This window comes from Psychromonas arctica, assembly GCF_038155225.1.
Classification (GTDB): Bacteria; Pseudomonadota; Gammaproteobacteria; order Enterobacterales; family Psychromonadaceae; genus Psychromonas; species Psychromonas arctica_B.
The window spans coordinates 21,549-47,425 of sequence record NZ_JBAKBA010000022.1; the positions used below are offsets into that span (position 1 = coordinate 21,549).

A 25,877-nucleotide genomic window follows, 5' to 3' on the forward strand; every position below is an offset into this window, starting at 1 on the left:
GTATATGCATGCAGTATACTGCTCATTTATACAGTATCAAGTTTTTTATTAAAAATATGATGATATTTATCTAGTTTAGCATATCAACGTTATCTATCAGTCCTAAAAGTGCCAAACGAATTGCTTGTGTTCTCACTTCAGAACGATCACCTACAAATAAATAGGTTTCAGTTTTATGCCCACTATGTGCGTTATACCAAGCAATACAAACAGTGCCAACTGGTTTTTCTTCGCTGCCGCCATCAGGCCCTGCAATCCCGCTTATCGCAACAGCAATATCGGCATCTGAATTTTTTATGGCGCCAATAGCCATGGCATTAACCACTTCTTTGGAGACCGCCCCAAACTCTTGAATCAACAGCTCTTCAACACCTAACATCTGTGTTTTAGCACCATTACTATAAGTAACAAAACTACGGTCAAACCACAGCGAACTTCCAGAAATTTCTGTAATAGCGTATGCTACACCACCTCCGGTACAGGATTCAGCGGTTGTAGCAACCAAGCCAGCATTAGTCAGTTTTTCGCCTAATACTTGCGCCAATTCTTTAACGGTTTTTTCAGTAAACATCATTTTCCGCCTTTTTTAGAAATAGTTATTAAGTGTATTCATTATGAAGCCAACAGCGCAAGAATTAAAACAACATACTCCGATGATGCAACAGTTTTTAACCTTAAAAAGTGAAGTGCCAGACACCTTACTCTTTTATCGTATGGGTGATTTCTACGAACTGTTTTTTGATGACGCCCGTAAAGCGTCACAATTATTAGGTATTTCCCTTACTCAACGTGGAAAAACTGGCGGTAATGCAATTCCAATGGCCGGTGTCCCCTACCATAGTGTTGAAGGCTACTTGGCAAAATTGATTGCCCTTGGTGAATCGATTGCGATTTGTGAGCAAATTGGCGATCCTGCCACGAGCAAAGGCCCTGTTGAACGTAAGATAGTACGTATCATTACCCCTGGCACGATCACTGATGAAGCGTTATTAGATGATAAACAAGATAACTTATTGTGTTCAGTTTACCAACAGGGTGACACCTTTGGTATTGCTTCACTAGATATTGGCAGTGGTCGTTTTATTGTTAATGAGTTAAACAAAGCTGAATCTTTACAAGCAGAAATACAACGCTTAAATCCAGCTGAACTCTTATACCCAGATAACTTTGAATGTTTGGAGCTAATTGAACATTTACCTACGATTCGTCGTCGCCCTGAATGGGAATTTGAATTAGGTACCTGTAAAAAACTATTAACTCAGCAATTAGGTACTAAAGATCTCGTTGGTTTTGGTATTGAAAAAGCCCACTTTGCAATTTGTGCTGCTGGTGCGTTATTACAATATTTAAAAGATACTCAACGTACAGTGCTTACCCATATTCAATCAATTACATTAGAGCAAAGCACTGATACGGTTATTTTAGATGCGGCCACACGCCGTAACTTAGAGTTAACCTTTAATTTGGCAGGCGGGACCGATAATACGCTAGCGCAAATATTAGATACCACGGTAACCCCAATGGGTAGCCGTCTATTAAAACGTTGGATACATCAGCCGATTCGTAATTTAACGGTCTTAAATTACCGTCAAACCATGATCCAAACGTTAATGGATTTTGATTTAACTGATGCACTTTCTCTACCACTGAAACAGATTGGTGATATTGAGCGCGTGATTGCACGTTTAGCATTACGTTCTGCACGCCCTCGTGATTTAACGCGTTTACGCTGTGCTTTTTCTTTGTTACCTGAATTACAGCATTTAATTGCAGAACTACCTTCTGAACTCGTGTCGACATTGAGCCAAGAAATGGGCAACTACCCAGAGCTATTAACCTTATTAGAAACAGCAGTGATCGATAACCCACCTGTATTAATACGTGACGGTGGCGTGATCAAAGCGGGTTATAACGAAGAGTTAGATCATTGGCGTAACCTTTCAAAAGGTGCAACGGACTATTTAGATGCGCTTGAAAAACGTGAGCGTGAAAGTACTGGCATTAGCACTTTAAAAGTCGGTTATAACCGAGTGCACGGTTACTTCATTGAGATAAGCCGAAATCAATCTGAACATGTGCCAGAGCATTATGTACGTCGCCAAACACTTAAAGGGGCAGAGCGTTACATCATTGCAGAACTAAAAGAACACGAAGAGAAAGTATTATCTAGCCAAGGTAAAGCACTCGCATTAGAGAAGAAACTCTACGAGCAATTAATTGATTTATTATTGCCACATTTAAAAAGCTTACAATTCACGGCAAAAGCATTAGCAGAATTGGATGTATTAAATACGTTAACAGAGCGCGCATTAACCTTAAATTATGTTCGTCCGGTGTTACAACAAGAAAACGGTATCGAGATTGAAGAAGGTCGACACCCTGTTGTTGAGCAAGTGAGTAAAACGCCTTTTATTGCGAACCCTGTTAACTTACATAACCAACGTCGTATGCTGATTATCACTGGCCCTAACATGGGTGGTAAATCGACCTATATGCGTCAAGTTGCGTTAATAGTATTGATGGCACACATTGGTAGTTTCATTCCTGCTCAAAGTGCAAAAATAGGGCCTATTGATCGTATTTTCACTCGTATCGGTGCATCAGACGATCTCGCCAGTGGCCGTTCAACCTTCATGGTAGAAATGACTGAGACAGCGAATATATTACATAATGCAACGCCTAACTCATTGGTGCTAATGGATGAAATTGGCCGAGGTACCAGTACTTTTGATGGTTTATCATTAGCTTGGGCCTGTGCAGAGCAATTGGCTGAAAAAATTCAAGCCTATACTTTATTTGCAACACACTACTTTGAATTAACACGTTTACCTGAAACGATTCCAGAATTAGTGAATGTGCATTTAGATGCCGTAGAGCATGGCGATACCATTGCCTTTTTACACGCATTACAAGAAGGTGCTGCGAATAAAAGCTATGGATTACAGGTTGCTGCATTAGCAGGTGTTCCTAAATCAGTGTTAGATAACGCAAAGCAAAAACTTGCGCAATTAGAAGCGTCCTCTAAACAGTCTCAATCTTTTGAAAACCAAACAAATAACCAGCAAACGATAGACAATATTGCCGAAGTTCAAGTTCAAAGTAGCTTAAACTTCTCAGAGCCTGAAAAACATAAAGCGGTGACTTTACTTGAAGGAGTCGATCCAGACGAGTTAACGCCTAAGCAAGCATTAGCAATGCTTTATCAACTAAAAGAACAGTTATAAATAACCGACGATACTTATTTAACTTGGCTCAACGAGTAAATATATAAAGGGACATTTTGTCCCTTTTTTGTTGTGCTAATTTCTACTCTTACCGATTACTTTACTCTATTAGCCTAATTGACCAATATCGCGTATTAACCTTGCTTATGAACACTGCTTATGAACATCACTCATTAATATTACTGATAAATATTACCAATCAATATGCCGACTCTGGCGACTAAACCTTCATTAATTAAAACTAAGTTAATTAAAACTAAGTTGATTAAAACTAAGTTGATTAAAACTAAGTTAATTTTTTCGATTGAAAATTCAGTGCACAAACTTAATAAAACAAAAATTATTTCAATTTAACGAATCTTTTATGACAATTGAAATATTTCTGTAACAAAACTCTGTTTTAATCACCGCACTTAAATAATTAACATCATTGCGTAATAGTCGCTTAATTGAATAGGCTTTAAAATGAATACTACAAATAACAATACAACAATGAATCAGTTCTTTAATTGGACTGCTGTCGTTTTTTTAGTGTATTGCATGTTAGTCGCTGTCAGTAGTGTGAGCAGTGGCTTTAAATTATTCTCTGGTGGTGCTGCTGGTGCCGCTGAAATATTCCAGTTTGCAAGTAATCCATTAGTTGCATTGATTTTGGGCACATTAGCAACGGCGTTAGTACAATCTTCTTCGACTGTAACAGCAGTAACAGTCGGCTTAGTCGCTGGCGGTTTACCTGTTTCAATTGCCATTCCATTAATTATGGGTGCAAATATTGGTACTACTATTACAAACTCGATTGTTTCAATTGGTCACGTTCGTAACAATGAAGACTTTAAACGTGCTTTCAGTGCTGCAACAGTTCATGACTTCTTTAACTTAATTGCGGTATTTATTTTCCTACCATTAGAATTGATGTTTGGCTTATTAGAAAAAATGGCTGGCGCAGCTTCACACTTGCTTGTAGGTAGTGCAGATATGTCGATGAAAGGTTTTAACTTTATGAAACCGTTAACTAAGCCAGGCGTCAACATTATTTCTGATATGGCATCAATTGTCCCAGGTAAAATGGCGGGTATTGCGATGGTTGTAGCCGGTGTTGTGCTTATTTTATTCTCTGTGACTTTCTTAGGTAAAGTATTAAAAAAAGTATTAGTCGGTCGTGCTAAAGCGATATTACATAATGCGTTAGGTAAAGGTCCAATCGCTGGTATTACCTCTGGTGCATTAATGACCGTGATGGTGCAATCTTCATCAACAACAACCAGCTTAATGATTCCATTAGCGGGTAGCGGCATGTTTACAACACGTCAAATATACCCTTTCACACTGGGTGCAAATATTGGAACAACAATAACAGCATTGCTAGCAGCAACAGCAATTTCAGGTCCAATGGCTGAAGCCGCATTAACCATTGCTTTAGTTCACTTTTTGTTTAACTTCTTAGCAGTCGTCGTTATTTACGGTATTCCTTTCTTACGTGAATTACCGTTAAAAGGAGCAGAGAAGTTAGCAGACGTAGGTACAAAAAATAAATTATTAGCTTTAGGTTATGTTGTTGGTACTTTCTTCATATTACCTGGGTTAATCTTAGTGGGTGTACGTTAATAAAAATAAAAGCTAGATTATAACTAGCTTAAACAATCTGCATATATTAAAAAAGCGATTCATTGAATCGCTTTTTTTTATTCTTTATTTCTTGTTTATAGAGCTACAAATCACCTTTAAACATCCTACCTAAAGGCTATCTTTTTAAGCTATATATTGAGTAATAAATCAAATTTTACTTTCAATATCACCTTTCACTTTTTGTAGCTGCGCTAATACGTTGTATTGTTCATTTTCAAAATCGATAGATTCATTGTTTAAAGCACATACGGTGCCCACCACTTTGCCATCTTTTTCGATAGGTACACCTAAATAGGTTCCTAACCCGAACTCAGTTAAGTCTTCATTATCTTTCCAGCTAGGATCTTTAGCTGCATCCTGCACTTCTAAGACCTCATTGGTATTAACCACTCGCTCACAATATAACGCGTGTTGACCTTCAGAATGAGTGCTTTTTTTCCCTTTATCTCGAGCATGATAAATTTCTTTACCTGCCTCGCCACCACTTAATACCACTTCCATTTCATTATCATGAGACTTCATAACTAAGATTGAACTCATACCTGATTTTTTAGCAATCTCGTCAATTTTTTGCTGTGTTTGTCTATCTTCAAAAATACCTTCAAAAACATTATCTGTAGCATTATCAATCATGTCATCTCCTTTAAAGTTTACTTTTTACACATAGCTCATCACTAATGTGGTTATTTAGCAGTCAATTTATTCTAACATAGCATATAAATGTGTGATTTTACTCTCGCGATTAGATTAGCAAATTTAATCACAATACGAATTAAACAAGGTGGTTACATTTAGAAGAAAGGAACAACGACTAAAATATTTCAACAGGTATTAGAAACTACGAATATAACTAAAATAACTTAACCTCTTGTTAACCGAACTATTGTTAATTTATTACGCTAAAATAAAACACCTATAAAAGAAGCGAGATTTAACCATGGATTTAGATAAGTTGCAGTTACTATTAGTTGAAGATGATATTGACTTAGCGACTGCTGTTATTGATTATTTTGAACTTGAAAAAATCAAATGTGATCATGCTGCAAATGGTTTATCTGGTTTTAATCTAATCAAATCAAATAACTATGATGTGGTTATTTTAGATTTAAATATGCCAAAAATGAATGGTTTAGAAGTATGTGAAACATTACGTTCACAAGGTATTGCTGTGCCTATTTTAATGCTAACAGCTAAAGACACACTCGACGATAAGTTACAGGGTTTTTCAAAGGGTGCTGATGATTACTTAGTTAAACCTTTTGCGATGGAAGAATTGATTGCTCGTGTGCAGGTTTTATCGCGCAGACGCAGCGGAGAAACAAAAAAGGTCAGTGCATGCGGTCTTGAATTAGATTGTGAACAACAAATGATTACGCGTGATTCAATACCTTTAAAATTATCCCCAACCAGCTTTAAAATTTTAGAAACCTTAATATTAGCCAGTCCAAATCCAGTCAGTCGAGACAAGCTAATACGCAGTGTTTGGGGAGATCAACAACCTGATAGTAATAGCTTAAAAGTACACATGTTTAATTTAAGAAAAGTCGTGGATGGTAATTCAGATAATACTTATAAACCAAGCAATCAAAAATTAGTCCATACCTTAATAGGTCATGGTTTTGTATTAAAAACGAGCAGCTAGTATGAAAATAAGACCAAGTTTAAAAGTCTATTTTTTGATCATGATAATTATTACTGGCGTGACGACTATTTCGATCATGTCAGCAGTGAGTTTCAATTACTTTTTAACGGGTATCGACTTTTCTATGCGCAATGCAATGCGATGCGTTCACAAGCTTATAAAGTGCCAGTATCAGATGGACACCCTGTAGAGATTCATGATTTTATTGTCGCCTCTCGCTGGGAAGACTTACCACCGAAAATAAAGGAGAGACTGAATCAAGAGGATCTTATCGATAATTTGTTACTTAAAAGTATTGATGGTAATCCAATATTTTCAGCGCCTGAAGCTGGCTACTTTGTATTGAAAGTAACACGAGAAGATAAAGTACGTTATGTTTCTTCTATGTTTACTTCCCCAAAGTGGAAAGATATTGAACAGACTAAACAAGAGCAAATACCACCATTTTTATATCTCTCTTTAATTGCTTTAGTGCTAATGGCATTGTTTGCATTAGTCCCCTATTTAATGATACGAAAAGTGGCTAATCCCATTGAAAAATTAATGGCGTGGACTAAAAATTTAAATAAAGAGCAACTAATGCAGCCAATACCAGACTTCCACTTTAGTGAGCTCAATAGTTTAGCTAATATTGTTCAATCTAGTTTACGTTCGGTACAAGAAAGTTTAGATAGAGAGCATCGCTTTTTAGGTTATGCGAGCCATGAATTACGCACACCAATTGCGGTTACTCGTACGAATACTGAGTTGTTACGTAAAATGATAGAGAAAGATATCAGTGTAGGTAAGCAGCTACAGGTATTAGAACGTATTGAACGTGCTAGTTTTAATATGACAGATCTCACTGAGACTCTATTATGGTTAAACAGAAAAACAGATAAATCTATCCCATTAATAAGTATTTCTATTGGTGGATTCACAGAACAATTATTAGAAGAACTGTCTTATTTACTCAATGGCAAAAGTGTAGAAGTAAAGATTACAACAGATGAAACTATGTTGCTATTACCTCAAGCTTTATGTCGTATTGTCATTAGTAATTTAATTCGTAACGCCCTGCAGCATACTACAGAAGGTAAAATTTGTATTATTCAAGCAGGCAGTAACTTGATCATTAATAATCGAGAGTTTGATTCTCAAGAAATTAATGACATTCCAAAAATAGAACATCAACTCAAAAATGAGCTAGGATTTGGTTTAGGTTTAGAGTTAACAGAACGTTTAATACAACACTATGATTGGAAATATAAGAATGTAGCAACAGACGATGGGCATTATGTAGAGATTGATTTTTCGTAGTAATGATTGATCATTAAAAACACGATTCAAATACGTTTATTTTTATAGAAGATAGCTGATATAGAAAATAACTTAGTAGCAGTTAACAAAAAAGCGCTCCGTTAAACTTAGACATCACTTAAGCATAACTTAAAGGTAGTTGTTTTAGGTTTAGCTAAACGCTTAATAACATATTTTTACTAACGGCTTATAAGTTAACTAAAGGCGCTAAGTCAGCAGGTCGATAATAAACAGATTTTAATACCTTACCTTTACGCACTAATTTACTTTCCATTTGCACGTCTTCAGCACATTTAGCGATGATAAACTCACCTTTTATACTTTCAGTTAGCGTCACGCCTTGCTTTGCATAAAACGCAACAGTATCTGTGTATTCTTGTTGGTTGCGACATACTTTGCTCATATTGCTTGAATGTACTTCATTCCAACAAGTGATAAAATCAATCTTGCGTTGTTTCGCTACATTTAAGAACAAATCTATCAGGTAACTAATGGCAAGGTTATCTTCAACTTTAGTATCGCCTAAATGCACTAAACGCCCCATTAACACGTAAACACTATCAACAATCGCATCGGCCTGCTCAACCTTACAAGGCGCTTCTGCTAACTCAGTGAGTTCTTCGATAATTAATGAAGTATGTAACTCATCAGCTTTATCATCTAACGTTTCTGGCGCGGCGCAAGCTAGATCAAAGGTTTCTCTGAACTGAGTGATATCGGCATACAATTTTTCGTAAATAGCAGTCGATAATTGAGTTAATTTCATGAAATTTCCTACCTGTAACAAAGTTGATTATAAAATTAGTTATAACATCTGAATCTAATTATAGCTAAATTCTTCACGCGATTATAGGCAGGAAAGCGGAGCAAATAGACTTAATCAGCGACGCTATAAACTAATTTCCCTGCAACATAAGTTGAATGAATATTTCGTTCATCACCTAACATCATTAAGGCAAATAATTTATCTTGTAAACTGTTTGAATTTTCAAGGCGTAATGTTTGTAATTCCGTTGCAGCCCAATCTAATACAATAAAGTCTGCTTCTTTTCCTTTTTCAAAGTTACCCACTTTATGGTCTAAGCTAAGTGATTGTGCACTGCCTAATGTCGCTAAATATAACCCTTTAAAAACAGATAATTTTTTACCTTGCAGCTGCATTATTTTATAAGCTTCACTTAATGAACGTAATTGTGAAAAACTCGTACCGCCGCCCACATCAGTCGCAAGACCAACAGGTACATGATGCTCATCTGCTTTATCTAAATTGAATAAGCCACTGCCTAAAAACAAATTAGAAGTTGGGCAAAATGCAATCACTGATTTAGTTCTCGCTAATGTATCCCATTCTTTATCGGTCAAGTGAATGCAATGTGCAAACACTGATTTTTCACCTGTTAGCCCATAATGCTCATACACATCTAGGTAACCTTCACGTTCAGGGAAAAGTGATTTAACCCATTCAATCTCATCTATGTTTTCAGATAAGTGTGTTTGTACATACACATCCGGGTATTCTGCTTTTAATTTGCCAGCTAATGTTAACTGCTCTGGTGTTGAGGTGGGTGCAAATCGTGGGGTAATAGCGTATTGTAAACGCCCTTTATTATGCCATTTTTCAATCAATGCTTTAGATTGGTCATAGCTTGATTGCGCAGTATCTAATAAGTAATCCGGTGCATTGCGATCCATCATCACTTTACCGGCGATCATGCACATATCTATTTTTTCAGCTTCTTCAAATAACGCATCAACAGATTCAGGATGAACCGTCCCGAAAACTAATGCGCTAGTGGTGCCATTTTTTAATAGTTCGTTAATAAAAAACTGCGATATTTTTTGTGCATATAATTTATCTTTAAACTGTTTCTCGGTTGGAAATGTATAAGTCTCTAACCATTCTAAAAGTTGCTCACCGTAGGCTGCAATCATTTCTGTTTGAGGATAATGGATATGCGTATCGATAAAGCCAGGCATAATTAATTGCCCGCGTTTATCTTCAAGGTGAGGGTATAAGTCTGCACTTTTATCATTAAATGGTGTCAATGACTTTACTTTGCCATTTTCAATAACCAGTAAACCATCAGAAATATATTGATAAGCATCAGCAATATTTTCTACTTTGGCTGGATCGTTAATAAAATGTAAAAAGCTGGCGCGAATAACTGTATTTGATTGTTGAATCATAAAGAATGCCCATAGTTAGATTTATTCAGGTTGCGTTAAATAACGTCAAATTAAATGACAACTATGATTTTTGACTCACAATAACTGAGTCCTTGTTTCAAGCGTTTTATTATTAACAACCGAAAATCACCAAAAGCATCGGTAATATAGCCAAAATCATGCCAACCTTAAAGTACTAATTTCCTATAGGGATCATTAAAAGGTAATTGCTTTTATGTTAAGAAAGATGCAAGAAGGCGGTGCATTTAATATTTATCAAGCACCAATATAATGCAGTGAAGTGATAAATACGATAATGGTTAAAGTAAGACGATTAAAAAGAATAAAATCAATGACAAAGGTTTAATTATCAGCTCTATTTAAAATAATAAAAAACTAATAAATTAGTATCTGAAAACTTTAAAAAATTACGTTCTTGATCATTACAACGCTTTATAATACAGATATACTTCAACCAACTAAGGAGGAAAAAATTGCCCAACTTCACTTTAAAGCAAGACGAAAAATTATCAATTAAACTGACCCATCACATGAAACAAGGGACGTTTAGGCGTATTGATTTATATTTTTCATTACCAAAAGAGATGGGCATAAATAAAGACACCTTATCGGAAACAGATTATTTCAATGCGGGTATCAATGGGCGTCGTGCTTACCATACCAAAGGCTTGCACTTACCTTTATTACATCGTCGTTTTGCAACTAGAATGAAACGCTCTGCATCAGAATATAAAAGTAATTTAAACTTATTTGCTTACCAATATATCTCAGCATTAGATACAGATGCGAATGAAGTCTTAGCGATTAATGATAGCGAGAGTTTAGCTGACTTTTATGATGCAGCGGTTGAATTGATAGAGCACTGCTTAGATATACTAAAAAAACATCGTAGCCATCAACCTAAAAGTGCCAAACTCACTTCTATCTATGAAAATGTAGATAACTATTTATCATGGTATACCGAACAAACCATCATGCGCATGTTGGTTAAAAAGCCACGCCCAAGTGAATTTTCTGAAACACGTTTAGCGTTATTAACTATTTGTGATGAAGAGAATCAATACCGTAAGAAAAAAGGCTATAACTCTGAAGCTACTTTAAAGGAACCTAACCGTATTGCCAACAAAATGCGTTTATTACGCCGTTTGATTGAATATGGGGTGATTTTTAAAAGTAAAACACTCGTACTCGGCAATCACACTAAGAAAATGGTGACAGGTGTTGCGACTGCTTTGTTAATGAGTGTGGTATTAGTGTTAATCATTAAAACTCAAGGTGCATTCAGCCAATTAACCACTTTAATGATCTTCTTATTAGCGATCATTTATGGGGTACGTGAAGTCTTTAAAGATGAATTTAAAAACATATTATGGCGATGGATACGACGAGGGAAACCTAAATGGGCGCGTACTTTATATGATTCAACTAGCCAAGTAGAAATAGCAAAGCAGAAAGTTTGGTTAGATTACAGCATCAGTAAAAAACTACCACAGCAGAGTAAAGACTTACTAGCAGAGCGTCACTCTCAAAACAAACAAAGTGCGCAGCTATTGCATTACCGTATTGAAACGCGAGTCAGTAAACAAGGCTTTCAAGCCGGTTACGATACCATGGAAGAAAATATATTCTTTAGCTTACGTCCGCTAACGCGTTATGCAGAAGGTGGTACAGGTAAAGTCTATGAACGTTTAGATACAACAGCGAATAGAGAAAAGATCCAAACGACGTCGATTGAACGACGTTACCAAATTAACGTGATTGTTGCCTTAGACCAAGGTCAGTATCAAGCACAATTTGAACGTTACCGGATCACTTTAAACCGCTCAGGGATTATAGAAATAGAAAAAGCAGGCGAAGCGAAAATTAAAGATAAAGCAGATAAGAAATTACAATCGAAACTGTACTCTTTAATGCACATTAAACGCCGCCTTTAATGTTTAATACTTAATGTTTTCTGAGCCTATAAAAATGCCGTTTAACTTATTAAAGCTAAACGGCATTTTTGTTTCATCATGGCCAGATTAATAAATACTTAAGTTAATAAGTGCTTAGTTTAATAAGGACTTAGCTTAATAAGGGCTTAGTTTAATTTTAACGCGCTCATAATTAATGTCACTTTAAAGCCATCAATGCCACTTTTAAAACAACCAACGTTGTAATGGCTTTTCTAGTTTAATGCCTGAACCACCCCAACGATCGATACTATCAATCACTAATATATTTGAGAAATCAGGTAATAATTGCTTAAGTTGTTGAGATACTTTCTTCGTGGTTAATAACCACAAATACGGTGACTCTTGTAATAACGCTTTTAGTGCAGACTTATCTTGTTCAGTCCATTCTAACTCTGCTTTGAATAAGCGCTGCACAACAAACAGTTGATTAGCTGAAGCAAAGTCTTCCAATTGGGCGGATAATAGCACCACTGAATCAATCTCTTTATCGAATAAAGCTTGCTGTTGTTGATTGATAAGCAAACGAGTATCAACTAATAACTGCTGCTGATTCTTCTCAATTAAACCATTATATTCAGGCCAAATTCGTTTTAGATCTTCACTCACAATACTAAGCATAGTGCCGATATTATTCGGGTTAAGCCAAGCATAAATAGAGCTACTACCATCACTTAACTGCACACTTGCAATACCGCGTGCAAGTGGTGAAATAGATTGTGATGCATCGATTTCAATTAAATTAATATTGCCCTGTCGCGCATAAACAAAAAGAGGATCCTGTGGCCATAATGCCTTTAGCGTAATCGCAACCATTGCTGTTTTACCGGCCTCTAATGCCTTCGCCTCTCCTTTAGTCGCATACCAATTATTTAATCGTTCCAAGCCATAACGCTTTGGTGCAAGGTAAGTTGTTGTGATGGGTGAGCCTTTCATTAATTGTGTGGCTAACATGTACGTAACAGGTGTTGTGGTTAAAATATCTTTTGCCATTAATTGAGTTGGCAACAATGCTAGCAGCACAGAAAAAATGACCGAATAGCGAAATAGCTTATTAAAGACTTTATTCATTATGAACGTCCACCAACAATGCGATAAATAGTCGCGATTAAAAAGAAACTAGCAGCGACTAAAATGATCGATGCGCCAGAGGGAATAGGCAGCTTTAACTCCATTGGTAATAACGTACCAATCAAGCAACTCAGAGTTGCTAATAACGAAGATAGCAGCACAAAACTACCCATATTTTTCGTCATTAAACGCGCCGTAGCGCCCGGAATAAGCAATAATGCCCCCACTAATACGGCCCCTACAATTTTAACCGCAGCAATGGTCACTAAGGTAATCATCATCACAAATAAGTAATCATAAAAATGCGTGTTATAACCGCGCACCTTCGCAATATCAGGGCTGATTGATGCTAATAAAATACGATTAAACGTAAACATGAGACCAACAATAATCAGTAAACAACTGATACCTAACACTAATAAATCAAAATCAGTAATGGTTAAAATAGAACCAAATAAAACATTCTCTAACATGTGAATATTAATTTTACGGGCAACGTACATCAGTAATGCCGCCCCGCCAGCTAATGCAACGGCAAGAAAAACGCCGACTAATGTATCGTAAGGAACCGCCGTTCGGTTGCGCACAAAATGTAATAACAACGCAAAAATCATGCAAAAACAAAACAAACCAATAATTGGGTTTTCAGGTGGCTCACCTAATAACACACCAATCGCAATACCCGTTAAAGCCGCATGACCAACCGCTTCTGAAAAGAACGCTAAGCGTTTGGCAATCACTAATGTGCCTAAACCACCTAATAGCGGTCCCACTAATAATGCCGCCACCAATGCATTTACCATAAACGCATAGGAGAAGCTTTCACTTAACCAACCCGCTTCAGCGCCTTGGCTTGCTAATAAACGTAACGTATCCACTATGCCACCTCACTATTAACCGTTGAGTCATTAACAACATCGGACACTGGCGTACTACGATAATGATTAAAGAGTTGCTCTATCTTATTGGTTTGCAATACCTCACTCGCATCACCACTTTCAATTAACACACCATTTACCACGTGCACAGTTGCCTCTAAACGGCGCACGGCACTGATATCATGATGTACCACAAGAATTGTTTTTTGCTCTTTCACTAAATCACTGATCAAAGACTCAAAGTAACGTACTCCTTGATCGTCCATGCCATTGGTGGGTTCATCTAAAATAAGTAAGTCGGGGTTGTCTAATAATGCTTGAGCAAACAGAACACGTTGCTGTTCACCGCCTGACAATTGCCCCATGCGAAACATAGCGCGATCCGCCATACCCAAACGTGCTAATTGTGCTAATGCTTTCACTTTGTGTTTTTTATTAAAGTTAAAAAATAGCGGAGAACGACTTTGGTTGAGTAGAATAAAATCGAGGACAGTTAACGGTAAGCTAGGCTCAAAAGTCGCCTTTTGTGGCACGTAACCGATCTTCCCTTTACTATCGGTCCAATTAACATTTATCTCACCTTTAAAAGGCGTTAACCCTAAGATTGAGCGTAATAAAGAGGTTTTACCACCGCCGTTTGGCCCCATGATCACGTGACATTTTCCCGCATCAAGTGAGACAGAAATGTCCTGTAATACGATGTTATTTTCATAACGTAAACCAACATCGTTTAATGAAATTGAAGGTCCCACTACGCACCGCCTTTTTGCTGCGCAGTAAACTTCATCGCTTCCACTAAGGTATTTAAATTCTTACGCATTTCGACTTCTACTTTATCTTCCTCATAAGCACCATGAGTCATGTGAGAAAAACGGTACAGCTTTATACCTGTTTCTTTCTCAATCGTATCAACATAACGATTCGGCATATTAAGCTCGTAGAACAATACATCAATGCCTGAGGCGCGGATTTTTTCAATGGTTTCTTGTAGTTGGCTCGCACTCGGTTCAACACCATGCGCAGGTTCAATAACCGCACTGACTTCAACACCAAATTCTTGCAAGATATAGCCGTAAGCATTATGTGTGGTTGCCACTTTCATGCCTGCAGTATCAATATCGCTTAATGCCAGCATTGCTTGGTGCTTCATTTTTCTAAACTTTAACGCATATTGACGTGCATTCGCTCGGTATTGCTTCGCGTTATCAGGGTCTATTTTTGCCATCTCATTAGCAATCGTATAAACCTTTTGAATGGTGGTTGAAACACCAACAAAAGTATGTGGATTCACTACGCCACTGCCAACTGACTGCCCCATTGCAGGTAATAACGGCACGTCTTTATTGGCTTTTATAATAATCAAATCATCGCGGTTAGCCGCTTTAATCACTTTTAATGCAAAGTCATCGTGCCCAATACCATTAATAACAATGACATCCATCATATTTAAACGGCGTAAATCATTTGCTTGTGGTTGATAGTTATGAGGATTAAAACCTTCATCAACTAACGGTAATACCTCAACGAGGTCTCCAACTACGGCTTTTACGTAACTGTAATAAGGTTGTAATGTGATACCAACGGTTAATTTTTCTGCCTGACTTAAGCTGCTGCTTAACATCAATAGTAAACCTAAAAAGAATGTTTTAAACATGATAGAGAGTCTCGCGAATGATGTTAATGACCGTGTTCGGATGCGTTTTGTTCTGATTCAAAAACCACTTGAGTCCAACCTGCTTTAATTAATGATGTTGTATCAAGCGTGTTAAGTCGTGCTTTAACATCGCTATTAACTTGTGCATTAACATTTACTTTAATGATGCTTGCTTGTGGCGTTGTGTTTTTAAAATCAATCCAAATATCGAGTGCCTGATCTTGGCTATTTAATAAATAACGAGGACCGCCTTGTGCTGGGTTACTTTGATAAATACCAGGGGCTATTTGCGACCATTGATGTTCACCTTGGTGCGCCCAACTTTTATCTCTTACAAAAGGTGCAATCCAGTCTGCTTCTAACTGCTGTACCGATAACCAAGCTTGATTCGCTTCATGAAAGTAATGTATCTCTTCATAGGCAAGGCGTAATTCTGCAATCATTGATAAAGGAGGGGGTGTTAATTCTGTAATCAACACTTGATGTGCTTGAAGGTTATTATGTTGGTGGTTAACGCTGTTATAAGGCAATAACAGCGCACCAATCATTAAAATAAGGGCACATAAAAAAGCAATCCAATAGCCTTCATGTCCCCTATTTTCACTTACAACGGTCTGTTGTATTATCATTTTTCTGTTATCTCAACACTGTCAACTTCAACAGGGCTTTCATGTCCAGAATCAAAGACAATATAAAACTCTTCCGCTGTTTTTTTAAACGTTGCCACAGAGCGTTTATCGGTTTTTTCTTTAGCAATTAAGTTGTCATCGTAATCAAACATAATGACTCGAGAATCAATCGCTTTACTGCCGTCACTGTAACCTGCTTCACATTCAATAGCCTCTCCAACAGATACGCAATGCATCAAAGGAAAGTGAGCGAAAGCTGCGCTGCTTGAGAATAATAACGCAGCGCCACTTAAGGCTTTAAAAGAGGTTTTAAAAGACTTTTTAAAGGTCATTGCTAAGTCCCCCACTACGGAAGTATTGCTTCGAAAGTAAGGTGTACATTTGCATTCATTTTATCGGCTAATGGGCTGTCAGCTAACTTATCAGTATGAGACGCTTTTAGAATGTAACGACCAGCAATCTCCGGTGTAAACTCAATAAAACCTTGCTCATCACTGACTACGTCAATTTGATCTTGTTGGTTACGGTATAAAGTACCGTCACGTGTAATTTCAGCTTTTACGCCAGTTTGTGCTTTACCATTAAAGAAAAATTGAAAACGAACAGGTTCAGTAGCCACAATATCAGCAGGTTTAGTAATAGGTTGTAACTCTAAGAATTTACCTTCTAACGGGAATGCTTTCTCACTTGGTTTACCGACTGTGATATACGTTTCTGCACGAGTGAACATAACCGTTGTGCTGATATCTCGAGATGCTTCAGGTAATAAGTTTGAACGTTCCACTTTGTTCGCTCGTATTCTTTTTACCGTGTCTCGTTTACCCGCTTTATAATGTGTTACATAACCCGGTACGTTATTGATTTGCACTCGATGTGTCCCTTCTTCAGAAAAGAAGAAATCAAACACTGAGCGGCGTTTGCCACGTAATACAAAATCAGGACGCTCTTGACGACCATCAGGCATGATAATTTGTGCCGTTTCACTACCCGCTGGTTTATCCATTACAAAAGTACCGTGAGATGCCGTTACATCAAAGGTCAACCAATCACCACCTTCTTTAGAAATAGTAAAGTGCGAGGGCAATACCCATCGAGGATGTGCGTTAGCAACACTAGACAACATGCTTCCAGCTAGAATAGAACAAAGGACAACCAGTGTGTTTATTTTTTTATTCAACATTTCTCTCTCTCTTAATAACTAATTTAAAAATAAAATTGGGTAATCAAAATAACTTCATCGTACATTTCAAAAACAGTATTTCAGCAACGTCTACAGGTGGTAATCTAAAGTGATTAATCCTGTTTCTTCAGTAGGCTCTAACTGCATGTTAAAGCCCTCTTCTGCTAGCTGTATTTTTTGACGTATATAATTACGTCCACCGTGCTCTCGTACCACTTCCACATAAAAAGTGTAATCACCTTGTTCTACACGTTTACCTTGTTGATCTAACCCATCCCAACTAAAGCGATATTGGCCGACAGGTCTTGTTGCAGAAGTAACAGCATCAACCACCGCACGATCGTTACGCCCCACCTTTCTCCACCAGCTGCGAAGGTCTTTTAACCATTCATCTTCGCCGACCCACAGTTGTATGGTGCGGACAGGTTTACGTTGCTTGTCTTCAATCCAAACGGCAACGTAAGGGCGAGCATAAATACTCGCTTCGATATTCGGTATAACAAACTCAATATCCATGGTTGCAGTTTCTGGAATGCTTTTAGCCCAGCTTGGTAAAGCGATACATAAACTAAACAGTAAACACGTTAAATTTTTAACTTTCATTGGTAGACTCTCGTTTTTAGGTTCTTGTTTTTAGGCTCTTTTTTTTATTATTTTTTCGGTTTTTGTTTTAAATCGGTCAAGCTAAGGCACAGCAAACAGGTAAATCAATAGCGTGACCATCGAACCAAAAGCCGTCCATTTTAGACCCAAGCTAAAACTCTTCTTTTTAGGCACTAATAAACACACACCCGTTAAGACAAAAAACACCATAAGTAAGGCGCTAATATCAATAAACCAAGCCCAAACTTCACCACTGTTTCGCCCTTTATGCAGATCATTTAAGACTGCGATTGCACCGTAATGTGTTATTTCAATTTCAGCTTCTTGAGTCACCATATCGATGAAAACAGTGCTGTTATAACCTGGTCCTTTATAATCTAAGGAAAGCTCTCCTTCGACTAGCTCGCCTTCTTCAACTTCACTGAACATCTGCATCGCTGAAGGTTTTCCTGACAACTTTCCTTCAGCAGCTAAATAATTTAATAATGGTGTTTTATCAACACTGAACTTCCCTTGTTCTAATACAAAGAATCGGGCTGGTATTGATAAAATATTACGATCAACATTCGGAGAGTCACTCACATAAAGATGTGGACGATTTAAGGTGATTCCTGTGAGTGAAAAGAACAACACCACCAGTAATAACGCCATCGAAACATAAATATGTAAACGGCGGGCCCATAACTGTACTTTCTTATTTTTGAGCGAATTGGTAACGGTATTAGACATATTCATAACGAGGTTGACAATAAAGATGCAAATGTAATTCATTCTCATTTAAAAAATAATGAAACTTACATTCTTTACATTTGCTTTAGCTTGAATAGATTTATATAGCGAGGCTAATAATTAGAGAGATTGCTTAATGGTTAGGTTTCAGCCCAAAGTCGTAACAGGTTTGCATGAGAGCGGCTCACTTGGTCGAAGGCTGAATTTTTACCTTGTGTCGTCATGATATTTCGTCGGGCTAAGTCAAGGTCACCAAGAATCCCTCGTTTCTCAGTATCACGCACATAGCTTTCTAACCAAGTAACGGCAACACTTCTTACTCCCTCTGTCACAGGTTCTACGCGGTGCAGTGTGGTAGATGGATAAATAATAGCTTGGCCTGCAGACAATTTATAACTTAACGCTTGCGCTCCAATAGAAAACACCAACTCTCCGCCACTGTAATCTTTTGGATCAGACAGAAAGATAGTACAAGAGATATCAGAGCGAATAATAGAATCAGCCCCCATTAGCGCATCATCAACATGATTTCCATAACCGCCAGAATCTTTACTCTCGCTAAATAAGAAGGGTGCAATTTTTTTAGCGTAAGTTGTCGTTGCAAAATCAGGATGTGTGACTAATTTAGTGGCCATCGTGTTAGAAAGATCAGTTTCTAACTCAGGATCGGCATACCATTGAAGATTCTTTTTGACTGACTTAGCAGCCCAACCAGCCGTTTCATCGCCAGCGTGAAACTTCCCACGACTCAAAGTCTGATGTATTTGTTTTAGTTCATCTTCAGAAAGAACATTTTCAAGAATAGTGATCATTAACGAATAACCTTTCTATAAAAAAGCGGACACTAATATGTCCGCTTTATCGTTATTTAAAAATACTATTTAGTGTGTTTATAACAGGACACTTATAAACGGTATTTAAAGTTTAAGTTAAGAGAGCGAGGGTCATTCCCTTCTGCCAACACCCAGTTTGGTGTTGAAGCAACGCGACTTTTATCAAACATATTACGAACCACTAATGAGATATCCCAGTTTTCTAGTTCATAGTAAGTTCCGAAGTCAAATTCAGCATATCCAGGTACTTTATAATCACCATCATTACTACCTGATTCAGCTCTCATACCTAATGCAAAACGAACTGGCTCGCTATCCATCTTATAACTATTCCAAATAGAAAGAGAGTTATAAGGTGTGTAATCTGCTTGTACGCCTTTATCGTCACCCGAAGTATCAGACGCGTCAGTGTATGCGTAACTTATACGGCTAGAAATTTGGTCTGTGATATGAACTAACGCGTTAACTTCAACCCCTGTCGATCTGAACGCTTCACCTGAACGTTGCACTAACGCTCTATCACCATCAATCGTTTCATACTCTGTTTGATTTTTAGTATTGATATAAAATAGCGTCACACTAGTACTTAACTTATCATCGAAAAAGTCACCTTTAAAGCCTAGTTCATAGTTATCACTTTCTTCTGGATCGTAGCTAACACCATCTTGGCCATATTGTACCAACGTCGACGTATCAATCGGTTCATAAGCTTGGCTGTAAGACGCAAATAGATTCACATCTGGAGTTAGTTTATAAACAATACCTGCATCATAGATAAAGTTAGAAGTGCTTTGATCATAAGCTGAATCATCTGAACTCGTTTCTTCACCTTCGAACCTTGTGTACCCCAACCCTAACGCTAACGTGAAATCACCAAGACTAATACGATCTTTTAAATATAAATTGATTTCATTATCAGTTGTTGTTGAATAATTACCGTCTTTTAAAGAGTCGGGCATTTGAGTATAAATTTGATCATCTGGGTTATATACATTGATTGTATTATTACCTATCGCATCTTCATTACCTTGGAAGTTACGCATAAATTTAACTTCTTTATTACGGACATTCACGCCCGTTAATAAGTGATGTTTAAAAATACCTGTTTCAAATTTCCCTTCAGCATTGGTATCAAGTAAAAAGTATTGGTCTTCGCCTTGAGCATAAACCCACTTTCTTTCTAATGTTGAATCACCAATGGCATTACCTAAACCACTGCTATTACTGGCATAGAGATCTTGCGCGCTTGACTTAGTATTGACCGCTGCAGCCGTTGCATTTAACGTCCAGTTTTGTAGCTTATGTTCAGCACTTAATTCAAAAGTAGTTGATTTATTAGCCCCTTTATCTAGCGGACTACCATAATAGAAACTACGATTAAGAATACGACCAAAACTATCTGTTGTATCACCTAATGTGCCATTAGCAAGATTAGTGGTGTAAACACCATCACCATAACTACTACCACCCGTCGTCTCACGATTAATATATTCAAAACGAGGTGTAATACGTGTGTTATCACCGACTATAAAGGTTAAAGAGGCATCAATAGCTTGCTCATCTGTTGAGCGCCCTTCTTGAAACTCTTCTCCATCAGGTGTTAATTCTGCATTAACTCGATATAAAACTTTATCGTCAACTAACTGACCGGTTGAATCAATGCTGACTGATACTTGGTTTCTTTTAAAGTTAGCCGTATCTCCAGATACATAAGATCGTGTTTTTAAACCTAATGTCGTTTCTGATTCTTCTTGAGGTTTTTTAGTAATGATATTAACTATACCGCCACCAACACCTGAACCATATAAAATAGCATCAGAACCGTTAAGTATTGTTACAGACTCTACGTTATAAGTACTAGGAGAACGAGAACCTGAACCTGCTTCACCACCTTGAAGTGAACGTAAGCCATTCACCATGAAGTTATCAAGATTTGTTGATATGCCGCGAATAATCACATTACGATCAGCAGAACTACTGGTATTGATACTAGTCGCGTACTCAGCAATATCTTTAACATCTTCTGCAGACATATCCTCGATTTGCTCTTTTGTTACTTTTACAACAGAACGACCAGTGTCTTTCAAAGATAAATTCATTTTTGTAGCGGTATTATCGACGGCATTAATTCCTTGTTCTGACTTCCCAGTCACCGTCACTACATCCATATTAGTTACTTCAGGCTCTATATCCGCAGCAAATGAAGCAGGCGATAAAGCAGTAATTAATGCAGATCCAATCGCCAAGTTAGTGATTGGCTTTGATTTTTTAAAAAACTTTTTAGACATTTTCTAATTTTTCCTTTTAGATAAGTTTGCACAACAAACTTAAGTACATAGCGCTATTTATTTTCAACACATCAAAAACGACAAATATATATTTGCTGATTTAAGTATTCACAGATAATTTGTTGGAACCTCATTAAAATATTTATAAAAAGTGAGGTAGAAAATCTGAAAAGGATTTTAGTGATAATAATTATCAATACTAATTAAATTACATTCTTTACATTTGCAGTATGAATAGCACTCAGGTAAGTAAAGAAAATCAATAAATGGCATAATGATTATAAAAAAGAAAATGAGATAAAATGGAATTAATAAAAGAAGAGGAAGTGTAGGGAATAAAAAACGGCTAGTTTCCTAGCCGTTATATTATTTATAAATAGCAGTTAATAAATCAAACGACTTTAATAACGAACTTGAACTGTTGCCATAAAGTTACGACCTTCACCAACAACAACGTTTTGTGCACCATTTGTTGCGTAGTCATCACCTGTTGAACCACCGCCAGCGTAGTAATCAGTATCCAATAAGTTTTCTACGTTGAAACGAAAGACCATTTCTAGGTTTTGATCATATTGGAAGTGATGAGCAAGCCCTAAATCAAAACGAGTATAACCGTCTTTCTTGAAGGTATTTGCTGCATCGCCATAACGAGACCCCACATAAGTAGCTCCTAAATTAAGGTCAGTATTATGAGTCACTTGGTAACGAGACCAAAGACTAGCAGCAAACTTCGGCACGTCAGCAGGACGATTACCTTGGTAATTAGCATCTGTTGTGTATTCAGCATCAAGGTAAGTACCTGTACCACTTAATGAAAAATCATCAGTAATGTTACCTTGGAATGCTAATTCAACACCACGATGAACACGTTCACCTGTTTGTGTGACTTCATAAGAATCTGCACTACCCACATTAATCGTTGAATTTTCTTCAGTAATTTCAAAAACGGCACCAGAAGCAAATAATTGTTTATCAAACAATTCCCATTTAGTGCCTAACTCATAAAGTTTACCGTTCACTGGGTCAAGTGATGCGCCATCATTTGTAGCATTACTATCAGATACATCAGACTGAGGTTCAAAGCTTTCAGAGTAAGTTAAGTAAATAGAACCGTTACTTGTTGGGTGGTAAATTAAAGCAACTTTAGGCACTATTGCATCTAATCTTTCATCTGATTCGCCATCATCACCAGGCGTTACTTTTAAATCATAACGTAGGCCAGCAAGTGCTTGCCATTGGTCATTAAAAGTCACCATATCTTGTATATAAAAACCATAACTGTTGTACTTACTATCAGTTGTTCTAACGCTGGCGGTGGCATCAATAGTTGCCGATGAGTTTGGCTCACCAACCGTCGTTGTAGACCCAACTAATGAATACTGTTCTCGTTCGTAGCTATAACCCAACCAGTTACTTCCGATTAAAACTTTATGGCCAATATCACCCGTTTTGAATTCACCGACTAAATCAGCACTAGCTGTTTGGAAGATCCAGTTATCACTGCGGTCACTACCTGCTTGTGTATACGTTGTGCCATCAAAAGTTGTTTCAACAGGATAACTTTCAACATCATGACGTTTAAAATCTTGATAGTTATAACTTACATTTAATGACCAATTATCATTTAATTGAGCATCAATACCAACACCGACATTCTCAACTTCGTTATCGATATTTGACCATTGTGTATCCCAAATATATTTATCGCCTAAAACTGACTTACCAGCAACAACATAAGCACCAGAGTCAACGCCACCGTCATCTGTTGTACGGTCGTAATGTGCAGAAATAGTTACTGCATCATTGAGATCGTAATCAACAAATAGACCACCTACAAAACGATCCGTTGAAGGTGATGAGCCATCACTATAACTGCGCCATGAGTCATAATTTTGTTGTGATAACACTAAACGACTACGTAAGGTTTTTTCTTTATTTAAAGCACCACTAATATCCAATGTACTACGAGTTGAATTGTTTGAGCCTAAGTCTTGGCTGAATACAACATGTGTCTCTGCCGTTGGCTTTTTAGACACCATATTGATAAGACCACCCGGTGCTGATTGACCGTATAACAACCCGGCAGGACCTTTTAATACTTCAACAGATTGTAATAATTCAACAGGTTGACGGTAATGAGACCAATGCTGTTTACCATCTCGTAAGTAACCGGAGCTACTGCTTAGCTCAAAACCGCGTAAAGCGAAACGTTCACGATTACGACTATCGCCTAATGCTGAAACACTTGAATCATTTTTTAATACATCGCTTAATTTCGTTGCACGTTGTTCATCGATAATTTGCTCATCAATCACCGTGACTTGCCCCGGTGTTTCAAGTTGAGTCATCTCCATGCGCATAGAGCCAGTATTGCTGTCCGCTTTATAGTTAGCCCGCTCACCAGTCACTACCATTAACTTTTCAGGATCGGCTTCGATACCTGTATTTTCAGCTGCATTGACATAAATTATAGATGAGGCAAGCGTCGCACCTATTAACATAGACAACTGACTTCTTTTAAACATTTCCCATTTCTCCCTTGTATTAATGATTGTTTATTATCAATTCCATTTGAGTGATGATTCACTAACTGATGGAAACAATCGCCAAAAATACGTGATAATAATTATCAATAACAACAAAATTACATTCTTTACATTTATTAAAGGAAAATAAAATAGCGCTATTAACAAACAAAAAATAAGGAAAATTTGAGGTATTTAAAAGAAAGAGGATTAAAAAAATAGCTTCATTAAGGTAAATTATTGATTAAATTACCTTAATAGAACCTTTAAAAGTATGGAGGTATTAGATAGATTATAAAAAATACATAAGCATGCAAGACAATTGTGCAACTTTCTCACTAAAAGCGTAGCCTTTACCATGTACTGTTTTTATGTGTAATTTAGATAAACCCGCATTACACATTTTACGACGAATATTACTAATATGAACATCTAAATTCCGATCAAAAGCGGATAGTTCTCGTTTTAACACTTCTTTTTGCAATGTCGCTTTAGAGATAATATCACCATCATTTTTACTTAAATATTGCACTAACTGCACTTCAGTATCAGTTAATGGCAGACGCGATATTTTAAATGAAAAACGTTCAGTGCAATTATCAAATGTAGCGCGTTGTTTTTCTAATGCTACACGCCGTAATAACACTTCAATATGCACTAACAAAGCTTGTTCTGAATAAGGTTTATTAAGATATTGATCAGCGCCAGCCTTTAATTTATCAAGTAAATTAGCTTGGTCATTAGTTTCGCTCAATAACAAAATAGGAACGGCAAAACGCTTACAAATGGTTGAAATAACTGTCTGAGTTTCTTTAGCAACTAAACTACTATCGGATTGCTTATTACCCGACAGGTTACTACTGGACAGATCACGACTCGATAAATTACTGGCAGAAAACTGAGTATTAGAAAGCATTGAAGACAACTCACTAGAGGATTCTTGACTAAAAACCACTTTGTTAGCAGCACAAGTACTCGCAGAAAAATTATCGGTAAGTAAGTCATTCGAAAACTCGTTGTCTAATATCACAACATCAGCACTTTGCTGCTGCAAATGAACCAAAGTACTTTTAACATCATTAAAACAAGTCACTTGATGTGTAGCTTTAGTTAAGATTTGTGTTAATAAATTTTTGCTTTGCAAATTATTACTAACCACTACGATATAAGACATAACAACCTCAATAAACGATAATGAGTCGCATTCTACTTTTAAGAACTTACTTTATCAATATCTCTTTGGTAACAATAAGATAAATCTTTTATTTATTTCTGCTTTATCTAATGAAAATCTTCAATTTAAAAGTAATAGCGCTCTATTGAATCTTTATTTAATTATTTATATAGGGGAAATAAGAATAAAAAATAACGTAATAATTTGTTATTTAACCTCAATTCTGGTCAATGAAAGCGGAATTAAATTTAAAATCATAAGGTTATATTTTTACTCTACAGTGCCGTTAGTTTTGCGTAGTTCAAGGCGAATTATTGAAGCAATAACGGATTATTGAGAGATAATTTAACGCAGAAATCCGCGGAAATAGCGGTGTTGTATCG

At 36.9% G+C, this 25,877-nt stretch carries 22 protein-coding genes; 5 read left to right on the top strand and 17 right to left on the bottom strand.

Going from position 1 to position 25,877, the window contains the following annotated elements; all coding sequences use genetic code 11:
- Nucleotides 1-70 precede the first annotated feature (70 nt).
- Nucleotides 71-571 (bottom strand): nicotinamide-nucleotide amidohydrolase family protein, encoded by a 501-nt coding sequence (locus tag V6255_RS10535; protein ID WP_341628154.1) that lies wholly within the window; start codon nucleotides 569-571, stop codon nucleotides 71-73.
- Nucleotides 572-614: 43 nt separating this feature from the next.
- Here V6255_RS10535 and mutS point away from each other — a divergent pair, with 43 nt between their 5' ends.
- Together mutS and V6255_RS10545 are read left to right on the top strand one after the other, a co-directional pair.
- Nucleotides 615-3,224 carry a DNA mismatch repair protein MutS gene (gene mutS, locus V6255_RS10540; RefSeq protein ID WP_341628118.1) on the top strand — a complete coding sequence of 870 codons (2,610 nt, stop codon included), beginning with the start codon at nucleotides 615-617 and terminating at the stop codon, nucleotides 3,222-3,224.
- Nucleotides 3,225-3,689: 465 nt separating this feature from the next.
- Nucleotides 3,690-4,829, top strand: coding sequence for a Na/Pi cotransporter family protein (locus V6255_RS10545; protein WP_341628119.1), 1,140 nt, complete (start codon nucleotides 3,690-3,692; stop codon nucleotides 4,827-4,829).
- Nucleotides 4,830-4,997: 168 nt separating this feature from the next.
- Here V6255_RS10545 and V6255_RS10550 read toward each other — a convergent pair whose 3' ends face one another.
- Entirely contained in the window at nucleotides 4,998-5,483 is a 486-nt protein-coding gene (locus V6255_RS10550; protein ID WP_341628120.1) for a GAF domain-containing protein, read from the bottom strand.
- A gap of 304 nt (nucleotides 5,484-5,787) precedes the next feature.
- Here V6255_RS10550 and V6255_RS10555 point away from each other — a divergent pair, with 304 nt between their 5' ends.
- Both V6255_RS10555 and V6255_RS10560 read left to right on the top strand, forming a co-directional pair.
- Nucleotides 5,788-6,492, top strand: coding sequence for a response regulator transcription factor (locus V6255_RS10555; protein WP_341628121.1), 705 nt, complete (start codon nucleotides 5,788-5,790; stop codon nucleotides 6,490-6,492).
- Between the two features lie 141 nt (nucleotides 6,493-6,633).
- On the top strand, nucleotides 6,634-7,791 hold the full coding sequence (locus tag V6255_RS10560; protein ID WP_341628122.1) for a HAMP domain-containing sensor histidine kinase: 1,158 nt from the start codon (nucleotides 6,634-6,636) through the stop codon (nucleotides 7,789-7,791).
- Between the two features lie 187 nt (nucleotides 7,792-7,978).
- On the opposite strand, the gene V6255_RS10565 is transcribed toward V6255_RS10560, so the two are convergent.
- Both V6255_RS10565 and guaD read right to left on the bottom strand, forming a co-directional pair.
- Entirely contained in the window at nucleotides 7,979-8,557 is a 579-nt protein-coding gene (locus tag V6255_RS10565) for a nucleoside triphosphate pyrophosphohydrolase family protein (protein WP_341628123.1), read from the bottom strand.
- 110 nt (nucleotides 8,558-8,667) lie between these two features.
- Nucleotides 8,668-9,978 carry a guanine deaminase gene (gene guaD / locus V6255_RS10570; RefSeq protein ID WP_341628124.1) on the bottom strand — a complete coding sequence of 437 codons (1,311 nt, stop codon included), beginning with the start codon at nucleotides 9,976-9,978 and terminating at the stop codon, nucleotides 8,668-8,670.
- A gap of 473 nt (nucleotides 9,979-10,451) precedes the next feature.
- On the opposite strand from guaD, the gene V6255_RS10575 reads away from it, so the two are divergent.
- Nucleotides 10,452-11,912, top strand: a complete 1,461-nt coding sequence (locus V6255_RS10575; protein ID WP_341628125.1) for a hypothetical protein — start codon at nucleotides 10,452-10,454, stop codon at nucleotides 11,910-11,912.
- A gap of 204 nt (nucleotides 11,913-12,116) precedes the next feature.
- Here the strand turns inward: V6255_RS10575 and V6255_RS10580 are convergent, their stop codons facing one another.
- The 13 genes from V6255_RS10580 to V6255_RS10640 form a co-directional block, all read right to left on the bottom strand.
- Nucleotides 12,117-13,001 carry an ABC transporter substrate-binding protein gene (locus tag V6255_RS10580; protein ID WP_341628126.1) on the bottom strand — a complete coding sequence of 295 codons (885 nt, stop codon included), beginning with the start codon at nucleotides 12,999-13,001 and terminating at the stop codon, nucleotides 12,117-12,119.
- On the bottom strand, nucleotides 13,001-13,879 hold the full coding sequence (locus tag V6255_RS10585) for a metal ABC transporter permease (protein WP_341628127.1): 879 nt from the start codon (nucleotides 13,877-13,879) through the stop codon (nucleotides 13,001-13,003). The genes V6255_RS10580 and V6255_RS10585 overlap by 1 nt, the downstream gene beginning before the upstream one ends.
- Nucleotides 13,879-14,631 carry a metal ABC transporter ATP-binding protein gene (locus tag V6255_RS10590; RefSeq protein WP_341628128.1) on the bottom strand — a complete coding sequence of 251 codons (753 nt, stop codon included), beginning with the start codon at nucleotides 14,629-14,631 and terminating at the stop codon, nucleotides 13,879-13,881. The genes V6255_RS10585 and V6255_RS10590 overlap by 1 nt, the downstream gene beginning before the upstream one ends.
- Nucleotides 14,631-15,500, bottom strand: a complete 870-nt coding sequence (locus V6255_RS10595; RefSeq protein WP_341628129.1) for a metal ABC transporter solute-binding protein, Zn/Mn family — start codon at nucleotides 15,498-15,500, stop codon at nucleotides 14,631-14,633. The genes V6255_RS10590 and V6255_RS10595 overlap by 1 nt, the downstream gene beginning before the upstream one ends.
- Before the next feature lie 56 nt (nucleotides 15,501-15,556).
- Nucleotides 15,557-16,162, bottom strand: a complete 606-nt coding sequence (locus V6255_RS10600) for a DUF6162 family protein (protein ID WP_341628130.1) — start codon at nucleotides 16,160-16,162, stop codon at nucleotides 15,557-15,559.
- The gene (locus V6255_RS10605; RefSeq protein WP_341628131.1) at nucleotides 16,159-16,494 is read right to left on the bottom strand and encodes a hypothetical protein; all 336 of its coding nucleotides are present in this window, start codon (nucleotides 16,492-16,494) and stop codon (nucleotides 16,159-16,161) included. Before V6255_RS10605 ends, V6255_RS10600 begins: the two co-directional genes overlap by 4 nt.
- Before the next feature lie 14 nt (nucleotides 16,495-16,508).
- Entirely contained in the window at nucleotides 16,509-17,342 is an 834-nt protein-coding gene (locus V6255_RS10610; protein WP_341628132.1) for a DUF4198 domain-containing protein, read from the bottom strand.
- Nucleotides 17,343-17,432: 90 nt separating this feature from the next.
- Nucleotides 17,433-17,945 carry a DUF2271 domain-containing protein gene (locus tag V6255_RS10615; protein ID WP_025564830.1) on the bottom strand — a complete coding sequence of 171 codons (513 nt, stop codon included), beginning with the start codon at nucleotides 17,943-17,945 and terminating at the stop codon, nucleotides 17,433-17,435.
- An 81-nt stretch (nucleotides 17,946-18,026) separates the two neighbouring features.
- On the bottom strand, nucleotides 18,027-18,674 hold the full coding sequence (locus V6255_RS10620; RefSeq protein WP_341628133.1) for a PepSY-associated TM helix domain-containing protein: 648 nt from the start codon (nucleotides 18,672-18,674) through the stop codon (nucleotides 18,027-18,029).
- A 140-nt stretch (nucleotides 18,675-18,814) separates the two neighbouring features.
- Nucleotides 18,815-19,486: a Fe2+-dependent dioxygenase gene (locus V6255_RS10625; protein WP_341628134.1), complete on the bottom strand. Its 672-nt coding sequence runs from the start codon at nucleotides 19,484-19,486 to the stop codon at nucleotides 18,815-18,817.
- 92 nt (nucleotides 19,487-19,578) lie between these two features.
- On the bottom strand, nucleotides 19,579-21,795 hold the full coding sequence (locus V6255_RS10630) for a TonB-dependent receptor (protein ID WP_341628135.1): 2,217 nt from the start codon (nucleotides 21,793-21,795) through the stop codon (nucleotides 19,579-19,581).
- Between the two features lie 401 nt (nucleotides 21,796-22,196).
- Nucleotides 22,197-24,320 (bottom strand): TonB-dependent siderophore receptor, encoded by a 2,124-nt coding sequence (locus tag V6255_RS10635; protein ID WP_341628136.1) that lies wholly within the window; start codon nucleotides 24,318-24,320, stop codon nucleotides 22,197-22,199.
- A 292-nt stretch (nucleotides 24,321-24,612) separates the two neighbouring features.
- Complete coding sequence (locus V6255_RS10640) at nucleotides 24,613-25,494, bottom strand: winged helix-turn-helix domain-containing protein (protein WP_341628137.1); 882 nt, start codon at nucleotides 25,492-25,494, stop codon at nucleotides 24,613-24,615.
- Nucleotides 25,495-25,877 lie beyond the last annotated feature (383 nt).